This window comes from Streptomyces sp. NPDC019890, from assembly GCF_044903445.1.
Taxonomy (GTDB): Bacteria; Actinomycetota; Actinomycetes; order Streptomycetales; family Streptomycetaceae; genus Streptomyces.
In genome coordinates this window covers 1-19,513 of sequence record NZ_JBJDQK010000004.1, presented here as the reverse complement: position 1 = coordinate 19,513, position 19,513 = coordinate 1, and the positions used below count along the sequence as shown (strand labels likewise).

Below are 19,513 nucleotides of genomic sequence, written 5' to 3'. Positions count from 1 at the left end.
TCGCTCAACTTGTTGCGGTAGAGGAGTGTTGAGCCTGTAGAGGGGTGCTGAGCGGCGCCTTCAGTCGTCGTCTGCGTCCTCGTCGTCATCGCCCAGCACCTGGCGCAGATGCCACTCCACCGGCTCATCGAACTCATCCACCGTGGCGTACAGCTCGTTCAGCGCACCCATCGGGTACAGCCACTCGCCGTCCACCGAACCCGGGAGGCCCAGAAACGGGGTATCGACCACCATGCGCGTGGCCGGATCGAAGAACGCCGAGGGCGCATGGCGGGTCGGTGGCGTCGGGTCGTACCCCCACGTCATCTCCGGACGCTCGCGCCTCATCACCTCCCCGATGTACCAGGTCGCCCCGTGCACGAACGCGCTGCCCTTCGCCGCCAAGACGTCCTCCTCGTCGGCGAACCGCGCCCGCACCAAGTCCTCCAGCGCATCCAGCGACTCAGGAGAGAAGTCCCAGCGTTCCGGCGTCCCGGTCTCCCCGGCCCACTGCGCAAACCCCGCGGACATCTCCCGAAGCCACGCCAGCAGCTCCGGATGCGCCTCGCACTCTTCAATCGCTGTGTTCATGGCCGCCACTGTAGAGAGGGCTGCCGACAGCGGGCCGAACTGACTCTCCTTCCACGCCAGTTGAGACACGCCGCGTCAACAACCTGTTGTCCCGGTCGGCACAGGAACCTCTAATGTGTGCGTTCTGGCGGTGACATGTCACGGGGGCCCACACCGCCCACACCCATGTCCCACGCGCCCCCCACGAGGGACACGCATGAGTACGTCCATACGCGCACGCATCCGCGGACGGCTGGCAGCCTGCTTCGCCGTCGCCGCGGCCACCGGGCTGCTGATCACCGGCCTGCCCGTCTTCCAGGGCGAGGCCGACGCCGCGCCCGCGCCCATCCGGTGCGACGAGAAGTGGCTGGGCAAGAAGTACAACGTCGACGAGGCCCGCGGCATCCCGGGCAAGAACGCGCCCTTCAGCCAGCGGCCGGAAAGCCAGTGGGACGACTACTGGTACGAGAACCCTTCCCACGCCTTCGACGGGCTGAATGCGCCCAGCCAGGCGCAGCGCGACCTTGCCGGGGACACCGACAAGGACGCCCAGAAGTGGAAGAAGCTCTACGAGAAGACCGGGGACACCAAGTACCGGGTCCTGGAGATCTACGCCCGCTACGGCGCACAGCTCAAGAAGCCCTCGGGCAAGAAGGACTGGGGCACCTGGCTGGACCAGCGGCTGATCGGAAACGAGGCCAACCGGCTCAAGGGGGACGGCTACGAAGCCAAGGTCATCCGTGACTTCAAGCTCGTCGGCCCGGACTGGATCTGCCAGAAGGAAGTGCCGGTCTTCGACAAGAACGGCAAGCCGGTCATGGACGGCAAGGACAGCCAGGGCCGCCCCAAGCAGGCCGTCCGCAAGTACGACGCCTACAACGCCAAGACCAAAGAGCTCGTCGAGTTCAAGTCGCCCGGCTCTCACATCGCCAAGCAGCTCCGCCATGACCAGCACGTCATGCGGATGCCGGACTACCGGGACCACAAGCTGCGGCTGATCACCGGCACCGAGACCAAGAAGGGCACGGTCGAGCAGTACGCCAAGCTCAACGAGCAACTGGAGAAGGAGCGCGGCACACCCGGGCGCCCCCAGGCCACCATCCGCGAGCACCGCTCCACCGGCGCCCCCCGCTGGAAGCCCAACCAGTACACCCGCTACAACCCGATCATGAACCCCGACCCCCGCAGGGTCGGCTCGGTCGGCCCGATCAGCGACGCCGCCTTCCGCTCCGGATCCACCCCCGGCAACGCCCGGCAGATCCAGCACGACTACGCCCGCTACAACGGCAACGGCGTCTTCGGCCGTGGAGGGCCGGGCGGTATCGACTTCTCCACGCTGGAACTCCAGTACATCGGCAACCCCGTCAAGGGCAGGGGCCTGGACTACTCGTTCAAGGCCGACTACGCCAAGGACCCGGACAACAACCCCGGTTGGGGCGGCAAGGCCAAGCTCCAGCTCGCCTCCGACGCCATGTTCACCTGGCTCGCCCTGACGCCGGACAAGTTCTGGGTCAACCTCAACCCGGACCAGCCCGACAAGATCATGGACAAGACGTTCGGCAAGACCGACGCCGGCCGCGTGCTGCTCCAGGCCGACCTGGAGATGAAGCACGACTACGCCAAGGACATGGACCCCCGTCAGGGCATCGGCAAGCAGTACTGGGACGCCATGAAGGCCGCGGGCATCCCGTGCGGACACAGCCTGCGCCTGTGGATCACCCCCAAGACCGCCAAGGTCCGCTTCGACGACGGCGGCATCTACATCCTGGATGCCCCCCTCAAGGTCCAGTCCGAGCCGCTGAAGGTCAACCACCCCAACCCCAACGGCAACTGCACCCTGACCGAGGCCCAGATCCAGACCTCCCAGCGGCTGGTCAACCAGTACGCCATCCCCGACGTCGAGAAGAAGATCAACACGGCGCCGGCCTACTCCGACCTGCGCCGCGTCTACAACTCCCGCGTGGCGGCCGAGTACATCCGCCAGCAGGACCAGCACCACGCCACCGACTTCCGGCCGATCATCAACAGCAACAAGATCAGCCGGTGGCCCCTGCGCGACGGCAACAAGGGCTGGACCCCGCGTAAGACCTGGGACGACTACATGACGTCCTACACCAAGGGCGACTACAGCTACCCGTGCGAGTACGCCGGGGAGCAGAAGATCTGCATCATGGGCGGCGTCGACTTCTCCAAGGCCCCCAAGCGCAACATCAGCAAGGTCGCCTTCAACGCCGAGCACCCGCGCCTGGACACCACCACCAAGACGTCGGTGAAGACCGAGGTCACCTACCGCAACACCAACACCGCCCTCCTCGGCGGCAACGGATCCGGGCAGGTCGACACCGGCCCCGACCCGAAGCCGACCCCGACCCACACCGGCAAGCCGACCGACCCGGCCACTCCTCCGGCCGGCCATACGCCCGAGCCGGGCAACAGCCCCTCGCCGGACGGCAGCAGCAGCCCGCTGCCGCCCAACGACAACAACGCTGACGGTGGCGGCCTGGCCCACACCGGCGCCCAGGTCGGCATGATCGCCGCCATTGCGGCAGCCCTCACCGCTGCCGGTGGAGCCCTGGTCTGGTGGCGCCGCCGCCAGAACGCCGGAAGCTGACCTTCCACCCCACCGACCGGTAACGGCAGCGGCCCCGTCCCCCACCGGGGGACGGGGCCGCACCGCTCCGGCGCCGCCACGCCTACCCGGTGGGGTGCCTACCCGGTGGGGTGACGCAGTTCCGGAACGGGGTGGGCGGCGAGGTGTTCCTCCAGTGCCTGTGCGCTCATGGGCTCCGCGTAGTAGAAGCCCTGGCCGTGGGGGCAGCCGAGGGTGCGGAGACGGTCGGCCTGCGCCGAGGTTTCGATGCCTTCGGCGACGGTGTCCACGCCGAGGGCGCGGCTGAGGTACAGGATGGCCTGGATGATGCCGTTGTCCTTCGCGGCGGCGGTGTTCACAAAGCTCTGGTCGATCTTGACGATGTCGACGGGCAGGTTGCGCAGGTAGGAGAGCGACGAGTAGCCGGTGCCGAAGTCGTCGATGGAGATGCGGACACCGAGACCGCGCAGGGAGGAGATGTGGGCCGTGGTGGTTTCGGCGTCGGCGATGAGCACGTTCTCGGTGATCTCCACGACCAGTGAGGAGGCGGGGAAACCGGTCTCGAGCAGGGTCCGGGTGACGGTCTCGGGGAAGTCGGGGTCCTTGAGCTGACGGCCGGAGACGTTGACGGCGATGGTCAGCGCCCGTCGGTCCGGAGTCTGGTCGTGCCAACGCCGTCCCTGGAGGCAGGCCTCGCGCAGTATCCAGGCACCGATGGGGAGGATGAGGTCGGTCTCCTCGGCAATGGGGATGAACTGCTCGGGTTGGATCGGGTCGCGGCCGCGCGGCCTCCAGCGGAGCAGTGCCTCCACCCCGGTGGTCTCGCCGGTGTCCATCTCGACCACGGGCTGGTAGTAGACGGAGAGTTCGTTCCGGGTGAGCGCGTAGCGCAGATCCTGGGCGATGCGCGACTGGTCCTGCTGGGCGGTGCTCATGCTCGGTTCGAACATGACCGCACGGTTGCGGCCCTGGTCCTTGGCGACGTAGAGGGCGAGATCCGCGTCGCGCAGCGCTTCGGAGGGTGGCATCAGCTCCCTTATCGCGACGATGCCGATGCTGGCCGCCACGTACACGGAGCGCTCGCCCGAGAGCGCGAAGGGGTCTTTGAACCGGCCGAGAAGCCGCTGGGCGTAGTCGCGGACGCCGTCGGACGGCAGGTCTTCCACGAGTACGGCGAACTCGTCCCCGCCCAGCCGGGCGACGGTGTCCTGCTGACGCACCCCGCCCAGCAGCCGGTGGGCGACCGCGATCAGCACTTCGTCACCGACCGGGTGGCCCAGGCTGTCGTTGATGTCCTTGAAACGGTCGAGGTCGATCAGAATCAGGCCCGTGGTGCCGACTGCCGAAGGGCGGCTGAGGACGTGCTCCAGCCGTTCGGCCAGCAGTGCCCGGTTGGCCAGGCCCGTCAGCGGGTCGTGGAACGCCTGATGGCTGAGCTGTTTCTGCAGCGACGTCTGGTCACGCAGGGACCTCTCCAGGGCTTGGGTACGCGTGCGCGCCTGGGCGGCCTGGCCCTGGGCGTACCGGGCGAGGAGGGTGACCCGCAGGACCAGCAGCAGGGTCAGGCATCCAACGATGGCGGAGATGATCCCTACGTGCGCGGGCCGGTCGCGGACATGACCGGCGTCGACGATCAGCAGTACCGGCCCCATGAGGGCGAGCAGGATGAGAAGCACGAGGCGAGGGCCGGACAGGGCCGCCTGGCCCCCCTCCACCAACCGTGGCGTTCTGCCGAGCGACGGGTGCAGGGCGGCTGCGCCCAGGAAGAGGTAGGAGGCCATCCAGACGGCGTAGGACACCTCCGGTGCGATCGGGGCGCCAGTCGTGGCCAGGGTGGAGTAATAGAGGCCGTCGGCGCCAAGCGTGGCGCACAACCAGGCGGTCATCAGCAGGAAGGACGGGGTGCGCGTGCCGGTGGTGAGCACCAGCCGGGCGGCCATGCACAGCAGCACCAGGTCGACCAGCGTGTAGGCCAAGGAGACCGTCAGCGGCAGCGCGGACAGCTGGCTGAACAGGTAGGGGCCAATGATGAAGACCCAGGCCAGCGTGGTGGCACCCAACGTGATGATGCCCGCGTCCAGCAGGCCCGCCCAGCCCAGGCCACGGTTCTGCACCGTTGTCAGGGCGATCAGGCCCGCGGTGAAAAAGGGGTAGGCGGCCAGGTAGAGCGCGTCGGCCGGGGAGGGGAAGGGCACCGCTGTGCCCTCGACCTGGTAAATGCCGAAGAGCGAGTCCGCCGCGGTGTACAGAGCCATCCCCGCGGCGAACAGATACCACGGAGCGGCCGGCCGCGGCCGCTTCCTGAAAACCGCCACCACGATGGCGACGGTGGCCGAGGCAGACACCAGCGGGGAGAACAGGTGACGAACGTCGGCGGTGATGAGGAGATAGACGACGATCACCGCCGCACCCGCTGCAAGGTACAGCCACCATGCGGCTTGACGACCGGCCCTTACCTGGCCGTGAACCTCGTCCATGAGCCTCCTATGCGGCACCGGCACGCGCGACGTGCGGGTGCCGCGCGCCTGGCCTGGGGCAGACAGAGGGGTGAGCGGTTCGTTCCAGGGCCTCAGACGGTCACTTCCAGCGAAGACCGGACCACGGAAGATCGCAAATCGACTCGGGTGCCGCAACCGCTGCCATGCTGCCGCCGCCGGAGCGCCTGGATGGGGCGGATGCGGCGACGGCAGCGGATGCGGCGACGGCAGCGTGGAGCGCCTCGCGGGTGACGAGGCGGTGGCCCGGCCCGGCCACCGGCGTCACTCCCTCCTTACCCGAATACTCCTTCACCCCTTACCGAAGGCAGCGATATTGCGTGCCGCCCACTCGGCGAAGGTCCTGGGCGCGCGCCCCAGGATCCGCTCCACGTCCGGGCTCACCCGCTGCTCCGCGGCCGACGGTTCGCCCAGGATGGCGAGCGTGCCGTCCACAACAGGCTCCGGCATGAACTGGACCATCTGCGACCTGGCCTCTTCGCGGCTCTGCTCGACGAACCGTACAGATGTCCCCAACGCGTCCCCGATCGCCCCGACCTGCTGCCTCGGCGAGATCGGCGCAGGGCCGGTGAGTTCGTACGTACGGCCCGCATGGCTGCCGTCGCGCAGGACGGCGGCCGCGACCTCCGCGATGTCCGCCGGGTCGACGGTCGGCAGGCCGATGTCGGCGAACGGCGCAGCGACCGAACCGTACGAGCGGATCGGCTCCGCCCACCACAGGGCGTTGGAGTCGAAGCCGCCCGGCCGCAGAACCGTCCAGTCCGGGCCGGACTGCCGGACGGCGTCCTCGAACGCCCGGAGGTGGGCATGGGCAGGGGAGTCGGGTCGCGTCCCGGCGCCCTGGGAGGACAGCAGCACGATCCGCCCGACCCCGCCGGCCTTCGCGACGTCGACGATGTCGTGCGGGTTCAGGGTCTCGCCGCCGGCGGCGACGAGGAGGAAGAGCGCGTCGGCTCCGTCGAGGAAGGGGGTGAGGCTCGCGGGATCGGCCAGGTCGGCCTTCCGGTGGTGTACGCCCGCCGGCGTCAGTACATCCGCTTGCGCCTGTACGTCCGCAGGGCGTCGGGAAACCGCCGTCACCTGCTCGCCCGCGGCGGCAAGGGCCTGCACGAGCGGCCGTCCGACGTTTCCGGTGGCTCCAGTTACTACGATCATGGTCAGCTCCCGTTCCGAGGTGTCTGACCCCATGCTGGAGACTTAACTGGCCATCTCCTGGCCAGTTTCCGGGAGAGAATGATCCGCCATGAGAGCCGATCGTCTGGTGGCGACCCTGCTGTTCCTGCAATCCCGCGGACGCGTGACCGTGAGCGAGGTGGCCGCCGAGCTCGAAGTGTCGCAACGCACGGCGCGACGCGACCTGGAGGCGCTGGCCACTGCCGGCATCCCCGTCTACTCGCAGCGCGGCCGCGGCGGCGGCTGGTCGTTGGTCGGCGGGGCCAGGACCGATCTCACCGGGCTGACCGCCGGCGAGATCCGGGCACTGTTCCTCGTCGCGGGCCCCGCATCGGCCGGCCCGGAGCTGCGGACGGCACTGCGCAAGCTGGTGAAGGCCCTGCCGGCGACGTTCCGGTCCGAGGCCGAGGCCGCATCGCGAGCCCGCGTCACCGACGGCACGGACTGGTCACGCTCCCCCGTCACGGCCGCCACGCCCCACCTCGAAGCACTCCAGCGTGCCGTGGTCGACGGCACGCAGATCCGGCTCGGGTACGAACGGCCCGGCAGGCCCGCGGGCGAGCGGACGGTTCATCCGCTCGGCCTCGCGTCCAAGGCAGGCGTCGGCTATCTCGTCGCCGGCACCGCGCACGGCCTGCGGACTTTCCGCCTCAGCCGCGTCACCTCGGTCGAGGCGACCGGCGAACCCGTCGTACGGCCCGAGGGTTTCGACCTCGCCACCACCTGGCGTTCGCTCGCCGCGCGGATGGAGGACCGCCTGCTTGCCGCGACCGTACGGGCCCGGGCCGAGCGAAGCGCCGAGCCGCTCCTTCAGGGCCTGTTCGGCGGGCGGCTGCGGATCGGCCGGCCGCTCGCCGCCGACTGGCTGGAGGTGGAGATCGACGGCCCGTCACCGCAGATCGTGGCCGCGCAGCTGGCGGGCCTTGGAGGACGTGTCGAGATCCTGTCCCCACCGGAGGCGAGGGCACGGCTGGCGCAACTGGCCGCCGAACTGGCCGCTCTCTATGGGCCCGACCGGTCCCCCGCCGATCAAGAACCGGAGTATCAATGGGACCGTCAGACCGACCAGGACACCTGAACCGACCAACCAACCAAACGACCGCCCAACCGACCGACCGACCGCCGGAGGGAATCCGCAGTGACCGTCGAACGAATAGGCCCGCCCCTGACCGGAGGCGAGCGCGAGACGCTGCGTGCCTTCCTCGACTTCCACCGCGCCACGCTCGCCATGAAGGCCGAAGGCCTGTCCGACGAGGAGCTGCGCCTGCAGTCCATGCCGCCGTCGACGCTCTCCCTGCTCGGCCTGGTGCGGCACATGGCGGAGGTGGAGCGCACCTGGTTCCGGCGGGTGATCAACGGGGAGGACATCCCGCTCGTCTGGTCGGACGAGGGCGACTATCAAGTCGCGTACGACGCAAGCGAGTCCACGCGCGCGGAGGCCTTCGAAGCCTGGCAGGCCGAGGTCGAGCACGCGCGCCGCATCGAGGAACAGGCGGAGTCCCTCGATGTGACCGGCCACCAGCCCAGATGGGGCGAGGACGTCTCGCTCCGGCTGGTGATGCTGCACATGATCCACGAGTACGCCCGGCACAACGGTCACGCAGACTTCCTCCGTGAGGCGATCGACGGGACTGTCGGGGCGTGAAGCGCAAGCATGCGTCGTGGGGAGTGAACGAAATGCATGTTTCGGTAGGCATGGGGTTGTCGCGGGTGCCGTTCGGGGTCAAGGCGACCTGAGCTGGGTGCGGAGCCAGTGCTGGTAGACCGCCGCGATCTGCCAGGGCGTCGGCACTGCGTGCAGGTCCAGCGGCTCGGCGGCTGCCTTGAGTACGTGATGGATCCGCCACGCGGCTCGGGGCAGCAACTGCCAGTTCGGCTTGGAGCCGGGCGCCAGTGCCACAGCCGTGCGGATGACATCCGTGTAGAGGGACTGCGCCCTCTTGTACGAGACGAGCACCGGGAGGTCCCGCTCCAACCCCTCGGAGCTGCCGGGCCGCGCGCTCTCCACGGCCGCCCGCCACACATCGACGATTCGGCCTTCCTCCATCTTCGAGTAACGCATCAGGTGAAGGTGTGTCGCGAGGTCATAGAGCGGATCGCCGATCATGGCGAGCTCCCAGTCGATGGTCCACAGGTCGCCCGCGGAGTCGACGATGAAGTTCTCCCGGTGGAGATCGCCGTGGAGGAGCGCGGACGGACGTGCCACAAGATCCGCCGACGCCGTCTTCAGCCCGTCCAACGCGTTGTCGCGGATACCAAGTTCACTGAAGAGGGTCCCGAACCTGTCGGCAAGGCTGCGGTACACCTGATGCTCGGTGAAGTGGATCAACCTCCGCAGGAAGGCGGAAGAGTCCCCGTCCACCGGCCGGTCCTCGCTTGCGCAGATCCGCTCCACCGCCTCGAGTTCATCGGGCTTGATTGCCACGAGCTCCTCGAAGAGCCGGCCGAGTTGATGGACGTGATGGGCGGCGAGCGGCCTGTTGGTAAGTGACCGGCTACCGAGCGTCCGCCCCTCGATAAAACCCTGCAGACAGAGGCCTTCCGCGATCTCGAGGCACTCCGGAATACGTGTGATCCGACCGCGCAGGGCAATCAGCAGACGATCCTCCGAGGCGAAGTACCGCCGGTCGAACCAGAGCAGCCCTTCGCGCGGCGAGCGCAGTTTGCCGCGCTTGAAGCGAGGGGCCAGCGGGTTCTCCTGCGGGACCGGAAAGGCGTACGTCTCATGGTGGTAGCCCTTGAGCGGCCCCTCCACGAACCGGTCGTCCCGGCTCAACTCGGCTGCACGCCGGCGAACCTCGGATGTCGCCTCGACTGTCATTTCGCGTGCCCTCGGTGGTCTGCCCGGATCAAGAACTGACTGAGGAAGTTACCGCTCCTGCCGGTGCGGAGGGTGAAGCTTTACGACGATGTCACTCGCCCAAATCCATAGGCTCGGCAACATCCGACCAGCATGACTCGAACAGCAGTCGCAGTTCCTCGAAGTAGGCGCCCTCGCGCTCGCTGCCGCCGTCGGCCGACGGCACCCACATGAAGACTTCGGAACCGCTTCGCAGGTCGAAGATCGACATGGGTGCACTGTCCGCGCGCTCCCGCACCTGCTCCTTTCTGACGCGATAGAGGCTGGTCAGCGCCTCCGATCCGTTGAGGATGTAGCACTTCTGCAGCGGTAGTGCCCGCACGCAGCGTATTTCCACTCGCACACTGGCCTCCCGCTGGTACTCCCCCGCAACGAGCAGCGAGTGCTCCAGTTGCCGCGCGAATGTCTTGATCAGACTCCGGAGTCTCCTCAAGGGACGCGGATCCGCGCGATCGCCGATCAACCACGGCACCGGATAGTCCACATCGAGACTCGGCAACAGGATTCGGGCCTTGATCGACTCGGGTGCCCGGGCCTCCCCCCGCTCGATGAGCTCCACCTGCTGAGCGACGACCTTGCTCAGCTTCTCGGTAGTCAGGGACCAGACATCAAGTGACACATGCGGGGCCGTGAATGCGACTGCGACCCGCTCAGCCAGTGTCGGAGGAGCCATATTCATGACGATGACGCGCGAGCGCCTGCCACGGCCGCCCTCGTCGATCAGCCCCCAGGAGCGCAGGGTCTCCATGGCACGTTGAGCGGTGACCCGCGATACGCCGTAGCGCGCCATCAGCGCCTGTTGCGTGGGAATCGGCTGGTCCACCTTGTACTCGTTGCCAATTCTCCCACGGAGATCCTCGGCCACGCGCAAGTACCGGGGCTGGCGGGAAACGCCGTCCTGCTCCCCGTGGCGTTCCCTCACACCCATTCAAGAAAGCTACAACAGTCGTCCATCATGCGTCAGTTGCCCTGTCGATGCAGTCAACTTCGGACGAAGACAGGTCACTTGAAAAGCCATGTATCAGGAACTTGAGGACTGCCAAGACCGCAGAGGGTGGGCGTAGCTTCGGCCACAGGGAAACAGTGCACGGGAGGACAAGTCATGCGAAACACCTCACCCTCACTCCACCGAGAGACCCGGCTCAAGGACATCGAGCAGCGACTCGAGGGAGGAGACGCACATCGACGACGCCACCCCTTCATTCACCAGGCGCCGGCGCTTCGCTTCGTTACGCGCGTAACCAAGAAACGGAACCCCGAGCTGATTGGCGGCCAGATAGTCCGCAGGGGAATCCCCGATCATGAGCGACTCCACCGCGGTCGAACCGGTGGTCTCCAGAGCCCGCCTCAGGCAGTGCGGATCCGGCTTGAGGAGTCGGGGATCGGGCGTACGGCCGTGGATGTGGTCACCGAAGAACTCCGCGAGCCCCTCACGTTCGAGATACCGCCGCGCCGCGCTCGGGGAGTTGTTCGTCGTAATGGCCAGGCGGAAACCGGCCGTGCCGAGTCGGCCTATCAGCCGGTCGGCGCCCTCGGTCGGTCGCGCCGTCGACGTCGCCCGAAGCTCCTCGTCAGTGAGCAACTGCTCCAGCTGCGCAACGAGTTCACTGTCCGGATATGTTTGGCCGGCCTCGATCAGGACGGCATGGGGATCGTCGACAGAGCCGTTGGGCACAGGAATGTCATAGGCGGCATGTCGCGCGATCCAGGCTCTGAGACCGGCAGCCACCGCCGCGGCGGGGTGCCCGTCGAACAGCCGGCAGACCGGGCCGTCGAAGTCGAAAAGCACGCACTTGGTGGCGGCAAGGAGGTCGCGCAGTTCGGTCGCGTGCGGATGCGTCACGTCGCTCCGTCCATCGGGGCAGAGAACAAATGGCCGATGCCTTCGCCCCTCATCTTGCCCTCAATGGCGAGGGTCGGCTGCTCTGTTGGGGCGGTGCGGCCATGCTCAGGGGTGGCGTTCCCCGGGCCCGGCAGCTACGGCACCACTGACCGATCAGCTCCCGAGGGTGATCTCTGTGGCGATGGTGCCCCACAAGCCGTCGAACCACGCCTGCGACTGCGTCACAAATGCCTCGTCCCTTGCTCCCCCGCCCCGCTCGAAGGGGAAGAGCATCGAGTCGCTGCCGAGCGCGTCATAGATTTCGGTAGGCGTGTCGTCGATCTGCTCCTCCCGCCTCTTGACCGTGTAGTACGCGAACAGCGCCTCGGAGCCGTTCAGCAGATAGAGCTTCACGGGCGGGGTGAACGGCAGGGCCTTCAGCGTCACCTCGACATCGATGCCGCGCGTGCTGCGCAAGGCCCGGAGGCTGGACCGCAGTACCTGGCCGTGACTGTTGCGCAGCGACAGCCAGTGTTCGTGCACCAGCCTCTCGTCACCGGACTTCTCGACCGGGCGGGGAAAGGCCAGCTCCAGATTGCGCGAAGGCAGCAAGAGCCGGACCTTCACTGTTTCCGGGGTGATCTGCCCCGTGCGGATGAGCTGGAGCGGCTCGGCGAGTGCCATGTTGAGAGACTCCGCGGTCAAGCAGATCGCGTCTATACGGACATGGGGTGCCTCGAAAGCCTCCATGATGCGAGGCCCGAGTCCCGCGGCCGTCTGCTGAGGCTCCTCCACGGACGGGTCCGCCTCGGGCGGAAGTGCGATGCGCGCCGGGGCTCCCCTGGTCCTGCCGGCCAGCAGGCCGGCGTCTTCAAGGAGCTGGAGCGCCTGGCGGATCGCCGCCCGCTCCACGCCGAACTCATCGGCCAGGCTCTCCTGCGTCGGCATCCGGTCACCTGCCCTCAGACGGCCGGTGCGGATGCGCTCGGTCAGGATGTCTGCCACCTCGGCGGGTGAGGGCTGCTTCCTGATGCCGTTCACTGCAGCCTGATCGTGGGTCACAGCAGAACGCTACAACTTCTTGCTAACTAGCGGGAGTTCTCAGGAAGTTGTTTATGAATCGCAACCAAGTGGGGACAACTTTATTGAAGTTGGCGACCAACTTGACCAACCTGCTGAAGCGTTATCGCGCACCCCCTGCTCGCCCGTCCACCGTCGTACGGGTGCCGCACGCGGATCTGTCCGCACCTTTCTGTGCCGCTCTACTGAGGAGGGATCGCCGTGCCCTTGATCACCCTTGTTCTCGAGCAGTACGTGCAATGGCGTCTCGGCTTCATGGCCGCGCTGGGACTCACCCTCCTCACCATCGGGGTGAAGGCCGAGAACCCCACCTGCGCAAGCATCGGTGGCGTCCTGCTGGTCGCGCCGGCCATGACCGCCGGTTCCTGAGCGGCGGCCCGCCCGTCCGCCCGGGCATCGGAAAGACGTCAGAAGATGTCCGGGCACCACGGCCGCCGCGAAGTCCGCAGCAGCGCGTCCGCCACCCCCGCCGCCCCCGCCGTTCCCTCGTCCACCAGGCCCAGCGCAGCCAGCCGCACCGCCGACTCGTCGCCCAGGTACAGCGCGCCCAACTCCCTTACGTCCAGCGTCAGATCGGGCGACTGCTTCGACGGGACGCAGGTCGCGCCCTGGGGTGAGGCGTCCAGGCAGAAGCGGCCGCCCGCGAGGCCACCCGCGTCGTGGATGTCCAGGACCAGGCTTCCCGAGGTCCCGTACGTACGCGCCTCCAGCGCCCGTACGACATCCAGGATCCGCAGCCACAGAAAGTCCGCCTGCGTCAGAATCCGCGCCGCGCGCGGATCCGGCAGCAGCAGCGGCAGCAGGTCGTCCGGTGCCCGGTAGCCCGACTTGACCGTGGTTATCCAGTCGACCGAGCAGACGTAGTGCCACAGCGCCCGCTCCGCCGCCGGGGTCAGGGCGAGCAGGTCGCGGACACTCGCCGTGTTCAGCGGCTGCTTGGCATCGCCCCACTTGTCGTCCGCCACATAGGCGAGCAGGCCCTCGACCTCTCCGGACGGCGAGCGGTAGACCGCGTAGAACGGCTCCGTCCAGGGCTGGCTGGGCAGTTGCACCTGGCCCGTGTTGAGCTGCCACCAGCGCTCGTTGCGGCTCACCACTCCCGGCTGCCGGGCCGCGAGCCGCGCATGCAGTTCCGGGCCGATCTTGCGGATGTCCTCGCCGTCCACCAGGTCGATACGGCCGCCGTCGCGCGGGCCCGACCAGCGGGGGTCGAGGCCGGTGCGCGGGACGTCGATCGCCCACTCGGTGGTCCAGGCGGCGGGGCCGTAGCCGTACCGCCCGTAGATCGGGTACTCGGCGGCGATCAGCGTGGACACGACGTCGCCGCGCTCCTTCGCCACCGCCAGGTTCTCGCTCATCATCCGGCTGAGCAGGCCGCGGCGGCGGTGCGTCGGCGAGACCGACACATTGGTGACGGCATCCGAGTCGAGCACCGCGCCGCCCACCACCGTGAGCTGTTGGGCGAAGGAGCGGTACGTCGCCACACAGCGGCCGTCGTCGAACGCGCCACGCACCCGCGCCGGGTCGTTGTTCGCCCAGCGCGCGGCGATCTCCTCGTCCGAGATCACCGGCGGCCGCAGAAATCCCGTCCACACGGCTCGCAGCCAGTCGGGGAACTCGGACTCGGTGATGATGCGGGTTTCGACGCTCATGCGCCTCACGCTAGGCCGTGCGCCGACCGGCCCGCATCCGAGTTTCCGTGGGCGCTCCACGGCTCATTCGGTTCAGGTGAGCAGGTCGTCCACCTGCGCTTCTCCATCGCGGTACCTGCGGGCGATCTCCCCACTGCAGTCGTCCGCCGTGCGCTGCAGCAGCTGGCGGCGGCGCGAGACCTGCTGCTCGTAGCGGATCAGCCGCCCCATCGCTGCGTTCAGCTCCTCGTCCGTGCGGGCGTCGAGGTCCGAGAGCTCGACCTCGGCGAGCATGTCGGCGACCACCCGCCGGTACTCCTCGCTGTGCGGCGTGGACAGCGTCACATGGCGGGCGGACGAGCGGTGCCGCGAGGGGGCGTCGGCGAGAATCTCCGAAAGACGGGCCACCACTGCGGTCCCGGCACGATCCGCATGAACGAGGCGGTGCGAGCCGTCCCTGCTCTCCGGGCCGTCCGGGCGGCCGAAGGCCGGCGCCCCTGGGGGCGTACGCCGCGCCAGCTCCGCCCGCAGGATGTCGATCCGCCCCTGCAGCAGCCGTCGTACATAGCTGAGATCCGCCTCGTCACGCTGCGAGTCGCGGCGCAGGGTGCGCAGCTCCGGCAGCCGCAGCGCAGGAAGGTCGTGCTGCGCGGGCTCCGGCAGCGGGCCCGCGGTGCGCTGCTGGGGCGGCAGCGCGGCACAGGCCGCCGCCGGTACCGGGTACGCGGGAACCGACCCGGGAACCGACGCAGGAATCGCCGACGTCGGAATCGATACGGGGCCGGGCGACTGCCCGGCGCCAGGTGTGCTCATGTGCTTCTGTCCGTCCCCTCGACCGGTGCATCGGGTCTCCCTGGGCCCGAAGGGCCGAGGGGAAGCACCGCCTTGGTGCATCGTGCCACCCCAGAAGGTCCTGACGCAGGTGCTCTGCACCCGTTCAGCCCCAGATAGGTTGGTCTGTATGCGTGCAGTGGTGCAGAGGGTCGACGGCGCGAGCGTCGTCGTGGCGGGCGGGACAGTCGGCGAAATCGTCGGCGAAGGGCTGTGTGTGCTGGTGGGAGTCACCCACGAGGACACGCGGGAGAAGGCGGCGCAGCTGGCCCGCAAGCTCTGGTCGGTGCGGATCCTGGAGGGGGAGAAGTCCTGCTCGGACGTGAACGCGCCCTTGTTGGTGATTTCGCAGTTCACTCTCTATGGGGACGCCCGTAAGGGCCGCCGGCCCACCTGGAACGCGGCGGCACCCGGCGATGTGGCAGAGCCACTGGTCGACGAGGTGGTGGCGCAGCTGCGGGCGCTGGGCGCGACGGTGGAGACGGGCCGGTTCGGTGCGCAGATGCGGGTCTCGCTCACCAACGACGGCCCGTTCACCGTCCTGATCGAGGTCTAGCCAGGCCCTGTCCGGCGGTGCGAGCCGTACTGACCAGCCGTATTGATCAGGGCTCGACGACCAGCTCCTGCGCCGCCGCCGTGTCCCCCGCCAGCAGCTCCGCGTCCAGCGGCACGTTCCGCTTGACCAGCGCCAGCGCGATCGGGCCGAGTTCGTGGTGGCGCGCGGACGTGGTCACAAAGCCCAGCTGTCGGCCCTCCGCACCCTCCGCCGCAAGCCGGATCGGCGTGCCGTGGCCGGGCAGATGCACCTCGCTGCCGTCCAGGTGCAGAAAGACCAGCCTGCGCGGCGGCTTCCCCAGGTTGTGGACGCGCGCGACGGTCTCCTGACCGCGGTAGCAGCCCTTCTCCAGATGGACCGCGGAGCCGATCCAGCCCAGCTCGTGCGGGATGGTGCGGTGGTCGGTCTCGAAGCCGACGCGAGGGCGGTGGGACTCGATGCGCAGTGCCTCGTACGCGAGGATCCCGGCGGCCGGGCCGTTCGCGGCGGCGTACGACTCGAGGTCGGCGCGCGGCAGGAACAGATCGCGGCCGTGCGCGGTCTCCCGTACGACAACGCCGTCCGGCGCCTGGGCGATGGAGCCGGCGGGCAGATGCACCACCGCGAACTCCTCGGTGCGGTCGGCCACTTCCACCCGGTAGAAGAACTTCATCGACTCCAGATAGCCGATCAGCGCCTCCTGCGTGCCCGGCTCGACATGCGCCCAGACCGTCTCGCCGTCGTCGACGAGATAGAGGGCGTGCTCGATGTGGCCGTGCGCGGAGAGGATCAGCGCCTCGGTGGCCTGGCCCGCCGGGAGCTCGCTCACATGCTGGGTGAGCAGCAGATGCAGCCAGCTCAGCCGGTCGTCGCCGGTGACGGTGACGACGCCGCGGTGCGAGAGGTCGACGAGGCCGGTGCCGTTCGCGAGGGCGCGCTGTTCACGGAACAGATCGCCGTAGTGCGCGGCGACGCCTTCGTCGGTGCCTTCGGCGGCCACGGCACCGGGCAGGGACAACAGAGGGCTGGTCGTTGAGTGTCGCTGCATGGGGGTAAGCCTACGACTCGGTGGTTGACGCCTCGGCCGTGCACTTCTTGCAGCGGCCGAAGATCGCGAAGTGCTTCATGTCCGTCTCGAAGCCGAAGGTCTCGCGCAGCTTGGCGGTGAAGTCGGCGGCGACCTCGACGTCCGCCTCGATCACATTCGTACAGTCCCGGCAGACCAGGTGGATGTGATGGTGACGGTCCGCGAGGTGGTAGGTGGGGGCGCCGTGGCCGAGGTGGGCGTGGGAGACCAGGCCGAGCTCTTCGAGGAGCTCCAGGGTGCGGTACACGGTGGAGATGTTCACACCGGACGCGGTCCTGCGGACCTCGGAGAGGATGTCGTCGGGTGTCGCGTGCTCAAGAGTGTCGACGGCCTCGAGGACAAGCTGGCGCTGCGGAGTCAGCCGGTAGCCGCGCTGCCGCAGATCGCTCTTCCAGTCGGTGCTCACCACGCCCCCAGTGTAGGCAGGCGGTCTCCGTAGGGGCTGAAAATCAAGCGGCACAGCCCCCAAGGCCCCTGAGCGGCCCCCGCGGAACTACTTGAAGAAGGCGATGCCGTCGTCCGGGAGGTCACCGAGGTCCTTGGCCCACGCCTCGACCTGCTCGGGGCTTACGACCTTCTTCAGATGCGCCGACATGTACGGCCGCAGCGGGACCTCCGGGGTGGCCTTCTCGCCCACCCACATCAGGTCGCCCTTCACATAGCCGTAGAGCCGCTTGCCACCGCTGTACGGGGCCGAGGCACTGGTGCGCGCGACCGCGTCCGTCGCCAGGTCGATCTGCGGCTTCTTCTCGGCGAGCTCGCCGTACCAGACCTCGACGATGCCCTGGTCACGCGTCATGACGATCTCGAGCTTGCGCTCGGAGTCGATACGCCAGTAGCCGGACTCGGACTCCAGCGGCCTGACCTTGTTGCCCTCGGCGTCGAGGACCCAGGAGTGCGAGACGTATTCGATGAAGTCCCGGCCGTCGTGGCTGAAGGTGGCGGACTGGCCGAAGTTGCACTTCTCGGCGCCGGGGAAGTCGGACACGCCTACGCCCTCCCAGGTACCCAGGAGAAAGGCGAGCGGGACGAGGCCCGGGTTCAGGTCGGACGGAATCTCGATCATGAGCAGCTCTGGCGATCTGTAGAGATACGAGTGTGACTAGCGCTGACCCTGGTACAGCTTCTTCACGGTCAGACCCGCGAAGGCGGCGACGCCGACGCAGACCAGGACCAGCAGGGCTTCGAAGAATGCCTCAAGCACGGGGTGCTCCTCGGATGAGCAGTGTGGGCGGTAAAGGGCCGGGGCCCAGCCTAATGGGTGGGCGCCCGGCGCTCTCCGTGAGGTGCGGCAAGCGGGCCGGCGCTCGGCCGCGCCGGCGCTCCAGCCGAGGAGCTGGTTCTGCAGGACGACGGTCTGGTGGAAGGGGACGGCGGCGGCCGTGCCCTTCTTCGACTGGACGATCAGCGCGATCGTGTCGCCCGCCGTGATGTACGCGTGCCGGACGTGAAGGGGGCCGCGGGGTGCGGACTGCGATGTCCAGCAGACCACCGTCGGTGAGGTCCTCCTTCAGGTCGGCCCGGTCCTCCTCGGGGTACTGCGCGAGGAAACGGTCCGCCGACACCAGGTTCTTGCCGCCGCCCGCCGCGGGGGCAACCTTCGCGCCCTCGGGCGCCGGAAGCAGCAGCGCGCTCTGGCTCGCGTAGTGGATCTGGCCGGTGTTGGCCTTGTCGAACGGCAGCTCGGCACCCGCCGGAAGCACCGGCATCGTCAGCTTCGGATAGACCCAGCGGCCGTCGCCCCTGGTGCTGAGGCCGGGGACGAAGGTCCCCCCCACGGGACATGAGGCACAGACTTCGTTACCTGTGCACAGCACAGACCACCGACGGGAGGACGCGGTTGTGCGGCCCGGGATTAAAGTTCGGGCATGTCGAAGAAGCTCGTGATCAAGGTAACTGCCGGTGCCGATGCGCCCGAGCGCTGCTCGCAGGCCTTCACGGTGGCGGCCGTCGCCGTCGCCAGCGGTGTGGAGGTGTCCCTCTGGCTGACCGGCGAGTCCGCGTGGTTCGCGCTGCCGGGCCGCGCGGCCGCGTTCGAACTGCCGCATGCCGCGCCGCTGCCCGATCTGATCGACTCGATCCTGGCGGCCGGGCAGATCACGCTCTGCACGCAGTGCGCGGCGCGGCGGGACATCACGGAGAAGGATGTGCTCGACGGCGTACGGATCGCGGGGGCGCAGGTCTTCGTGAGCGAGGTCATGCCGGACGGTGTCCAGGCGCTCGTCTACTAACGCTTACCGGAGCTCACTGACACTTACTGAGGCTTCTTCTTGCCGTCGAGCTCGTCCCACCACTCGTCGGACTTCGGGTCGCCCGACGGATCGTCCCACCAGCGGTCCTCGGGCCCGCGCGCATTGGCGACCATCGCGGCAACCGGCGGGATCACCATCGCGACGACGCACATGACGACGGCGGCGGGGACCGACCACAGGCGTACGAATGCCCAGGCGGACACGAACAGGACCAGGCATCCGCCCATCAGCAGGAAGTAGGCGTGACGGCGCCGCGCGTACATACCTTCAGCGTACGACCGGGAAGGCGCGCGGGAACGCGAGCGCAGGCCGCCGGGAACGCGAGCGACCGAAGGGCCGCACCCCGCTTCAGGAAGCGTCCAACCCCCTGGGGTGCGGCCCTTCGGCCGGTATTCAGTGCCGTCAGACGGCAATGGCGACCTCGGCGAGGCCACCGGTCTGCGCGACGACCGTACGGTCCGCCGTGGCGCCCGGGACGAGGGCGCGCACCGTCCACGTGCCCTCGGCCGCGTAGAAGCGGAACTGTCCGGTCGCCGAGGTCGGGACCTCGGCGGTGAACTCGCCGGTCGAGTCCAGCAGGCGGACGTAGCCGGTGACGGGCTCGCCGT

21 protein-coding genes are annotated in these 19,513 nt (G+C 68.4%); 6 read left to right on the top strand and 15 right to left on the bottom strand.

The features are described 5' to 3' along the window. Positions 1–60: 60 nt before the first annotated feature. Entirely contained in the window at positions 61–570 is a 510-nt protein-coding gene (locus ACI2LP_RS12375) for a hypothetical protein (RefSeq protein ID WP_404724478.1), read from the bottom strand. 196 nt (positions 571–766) lie between these two features. Here ACI2LP_RS12375 and ACI2LP_RS12370 point away from each other — a divergent pair, with 196 nt between their 5' ends. Further along, positions 767–3,160 (top strand): hypothetical protein, encoded by a 2,394-nt coding sequence (locus tag ACI2LP_RS12370; protein WP_404724477.1) that lies wholly within the window; start codon positions 767–769, stop codon positions 3,158–3,160. 98 nt (positions 3,161–3,258) lie between these two features. Here the strand turns inward: ACI2LP_RS12370 and ACI2LP_RS12365 are convergent, their stop codons facing one another. Further along, positions 3,259–5,616 carry a putative bifunctional diguanylate cyclase/phosphodiesterase gene (locus tag ACI2LP_RS12365; protein WP_404724476.1) on the bottom strand — a complete coding sequence of 786 codons (2,358 nt, stop codon included), beginning with the start codon at positions 5,614–5,616 and terminating at the stop codon, positions 3,259–3,261. A gap of 309 nt (positions 5,617–5,925) precedes the next feature. Then, on the bottom strand, positions 5,926–6,789 hold the full coding sequence (locus tag ACI2LP_RS12360; RefSeq protein WP_404724475.1) for an NAD(P)H-binding protein: 864 nt from the start codon (positions 6,787–6,789) through the stop codon (positions 5,926–5,928). Between the two features lie 88 nt (positions 6,790–6,877). Between ACI2LP_RS12360 and ACI2LP_RS12355 the strand changes: the two genes are divergently transcribed. Both ACI2LP_RS12355 and ACI2LP_RS12350 read left to right on the top strand, forming a co-directional pair. Continuing rightward, on the top strand, positions 6,878–7,885 hold the full coding sequence (locus ACI2LP_RS12355; protein ID WP_404724474.1) for a helix-turn-helix transcriptional regulator: 1,008 nt from the start codon (positions 6,878–6,880) through the stop codon (positions 7,883–7,885). Positions 7,886–7,945: 60 nt separating this feature from the next. After that, positions 7,946–8,452: a DinB family protein gene (locus ACI2LP_RS12350; RefSeq protein WP_404724473.1), complete on the top strand. Its 507-nt coding sequence runs from the start codon at positions 7,946–7,948 to the stop codon at positions 8,450–8,452. A gap of 78 nt (positions 8,453–8,530) precedes the next feature. Here ACI2LP_RS12350 and ACI2LP_RS12345 read toward each other — a convergent pair whose 3' ends face one another. The 4 genes from ACI2LP_RS12345 to ACI2LP_RS12330 form a co-directional block, all read right to left on the bottom strand. Beyond that, complete coding sequence (locus tag ACI2LP_RS12345) at positions 8,531–9,628, bottom strand: phosphotransferase (protein ID WP_404724472.1); 1,098 nt, start codon at positions 9,626–9,628, stop codon at positions 8,531–8,533. Positions 9,629–9,719: 91 nt separating this feature from the next. Then, positions 9,720–10,532 carry a GntR family transcriptional regulator gene (locus ACI2LP_RS12340; protein WP_404724471.1) on the bottom strand — a complete coding sequence of 271 codons (813 nt, stop codon included), beginning with the start codon at positions 10,530–10,532 and terminating at the stop codon, positions 9,720–9,722. Between the two features lie 255 nt (positions 10,533–10,787). Then, on the bottom strand, positions 10,788–11,510 hold the full coding sequence (locus ACI2LP_RS12335; RefSeq protein ID WP_404724470.1) for an HAD family hydrolase: 723 nt from the start codon (positions 11,508–11,510) through the stop codon (positions 10,788–10,790). 153 nt (positions 11,511–11,663) lie between these two features. Further along, entirely contained in the window at positions 11,664–12,551 is an 888-nt protein-coding gene (locus ACI2LP_RS12330) for a winged helix-turn-helix domain-containing protein (RefSeq protein ID WP_404724469.1), read from the bottom strand. Between the two features lie 219 nt (positions 12,552–12,770). Between ACI2LP_RS12330 and ACI2LP_RS12325 the strand changes: the two genes are divergently transcribed. Next, entirely contained in the window at positions 12,771–12,938 is a 168-nt protein-coding gene (locus ACI2LP_RS12325) for a hypothetical protein (RefSeq protein ID WP_404724468.1), read from the top strand. A 38-nt stretch (positions 12,939–12,976) separates the two neighbouring features. Here the strand turns inward: ACI2LP_RS12325 and ACI2LP_RS12320 are convergent, their stop codons facing one another. Both ACI2LP_RS12320 and ACI2LP_RS12315 read right to left on the bottom strand, forming a co-directional pair. Continuing rightward, complete coding sequence (locus ACI2LP_RS12320) at positions 12,977–14,221, bottom strand: GNAT family N-acetyltransferase (RefSeq protein ID WP_404724467.1); 1,245 nt, start codon at positions 14,219–14,221, stop codon at positions 12,977–12,979. 72 nt (positions 14,222–14,293) lie between these two features. Then, positions 14,294–15,013, bottom strand: coding sequence for a hypothetical protein (locus ACI2LP_RS12315; RefSeq protein ID WP_404724466.1), 720 nt, complete (start codon positions 15,011–15,013; stop codon positions 14,294–14,296). A gap of 148 nt (positions 15,014–15,161) precedes the next feature. Between ACI2LP_RS12315 and dtd the strand changes: the two genes are divergently transcribed. Further along, positions 15,162–15,587: a D-aminoacyl-tRNA deacylase gene (gene dtd / locus ACI2LP_RS12310; RefSeq protein WP_404724465.1), complete on the top strand. Its 426-nt coding sequence runs from the start codon at positions 15,162–15,164 to the stop codon at positions 15,585–15,587. A 46-nt stretch (positions 15,588–15,633) separates the two neighbouring features. Here dtd and ACI2LP_RS12305 read toward each other — a convergent pair whose 3' ends face one another. From ACI2LP_RS12305 to ACI2LP_RS12290, 4 genes are all read right to left on the bottom strand, one after another. Further along, the gene (locus tag ACI2LP_RS12305) at positions 15,634–16,614 is read right to left on the bottom strand and encodes a YgfZ/GcvT domain-containing protein (protein WP_404724464.1); all 981 of its coding nucleotides are present in this window, start codon (positions 16,612–16,614) and stop codon (positions 15,634–15,636) included. Positions 16,615–16,624: 10 nt separating this feature from the next. Then, positions 16,625–17,062, bottom strand: coding sequence for a Fur family transcriptional regulator (locus tag ACI2LP_RS12300; RefSeq protein WP_404724463.1), 438 nt, complete (start codon positions 17,060–17,062; stop codon positions 16,625–16,627). A gap of 84 nt (positions 17,063–17,146) precedes the next feature. Continuing rightward, a complete protein-coding gene (locus ACI2LP_RS12295; RefSeq protein ID WP_404724462.1) occupies positions 17,147–17,719 on the bottom strand; it encodes an FABP family protein in 573 nt (190 codons plus the stop codon). Between the two features lie 36 nt (positions 17,720–17,755). Beyond that, entirely contained in the window at positions 17,756–18,145 is a 390-nt protein-coding gene (locus ACI2LP_RS12290; RefSeq protein WP_404724945.1) for a hypothetical protein, read from the bottom strand. 376 nt (positions 18,146–18,521) lie between these two features. On the opposite strand from ACI2LP_RS12290, the gene ACI2LP_RS12285 reads away from it, so the two are divergent. Next, entirely contained in the window at positions 18,522–18,884 is a 363-nt protein-coding gene (locus ACI2LP_RS12285) for a DsrE family protein (RefSeq protein ID WP_404724461.1), read from the top strand. Positions 18,885–18,907: 23 nt separating this feature from the next. On the opposite strand, the gene ACI2LP_RS12280 is transcribed toward ACI2LP_RS12285, so the two are convergent. Both ACI2LP_RS12280 and ACI2LP_RS12275 read right to left on the bottom strand, forming a co-directional pair. Further along, a complete protein-coding gene (locus ACI2LP_RS12280) occupies positions 18,908–19,168 on the bottom strand; it encodes a DUF3099 domain-containing protein (protein WP_404724460.1) in 261 nt (86 codons plus the stop codon). 139 nt (positions 19,169–19,307) lie between these two features. Further along, the coding region (locus ACI2LP_RS12275) for a DUF1416 domain-containing protein (protein ID WP_404724459.1) at positions 19,308–19,513 on the bottom strand (206 nt) is incomplete at its 5' end.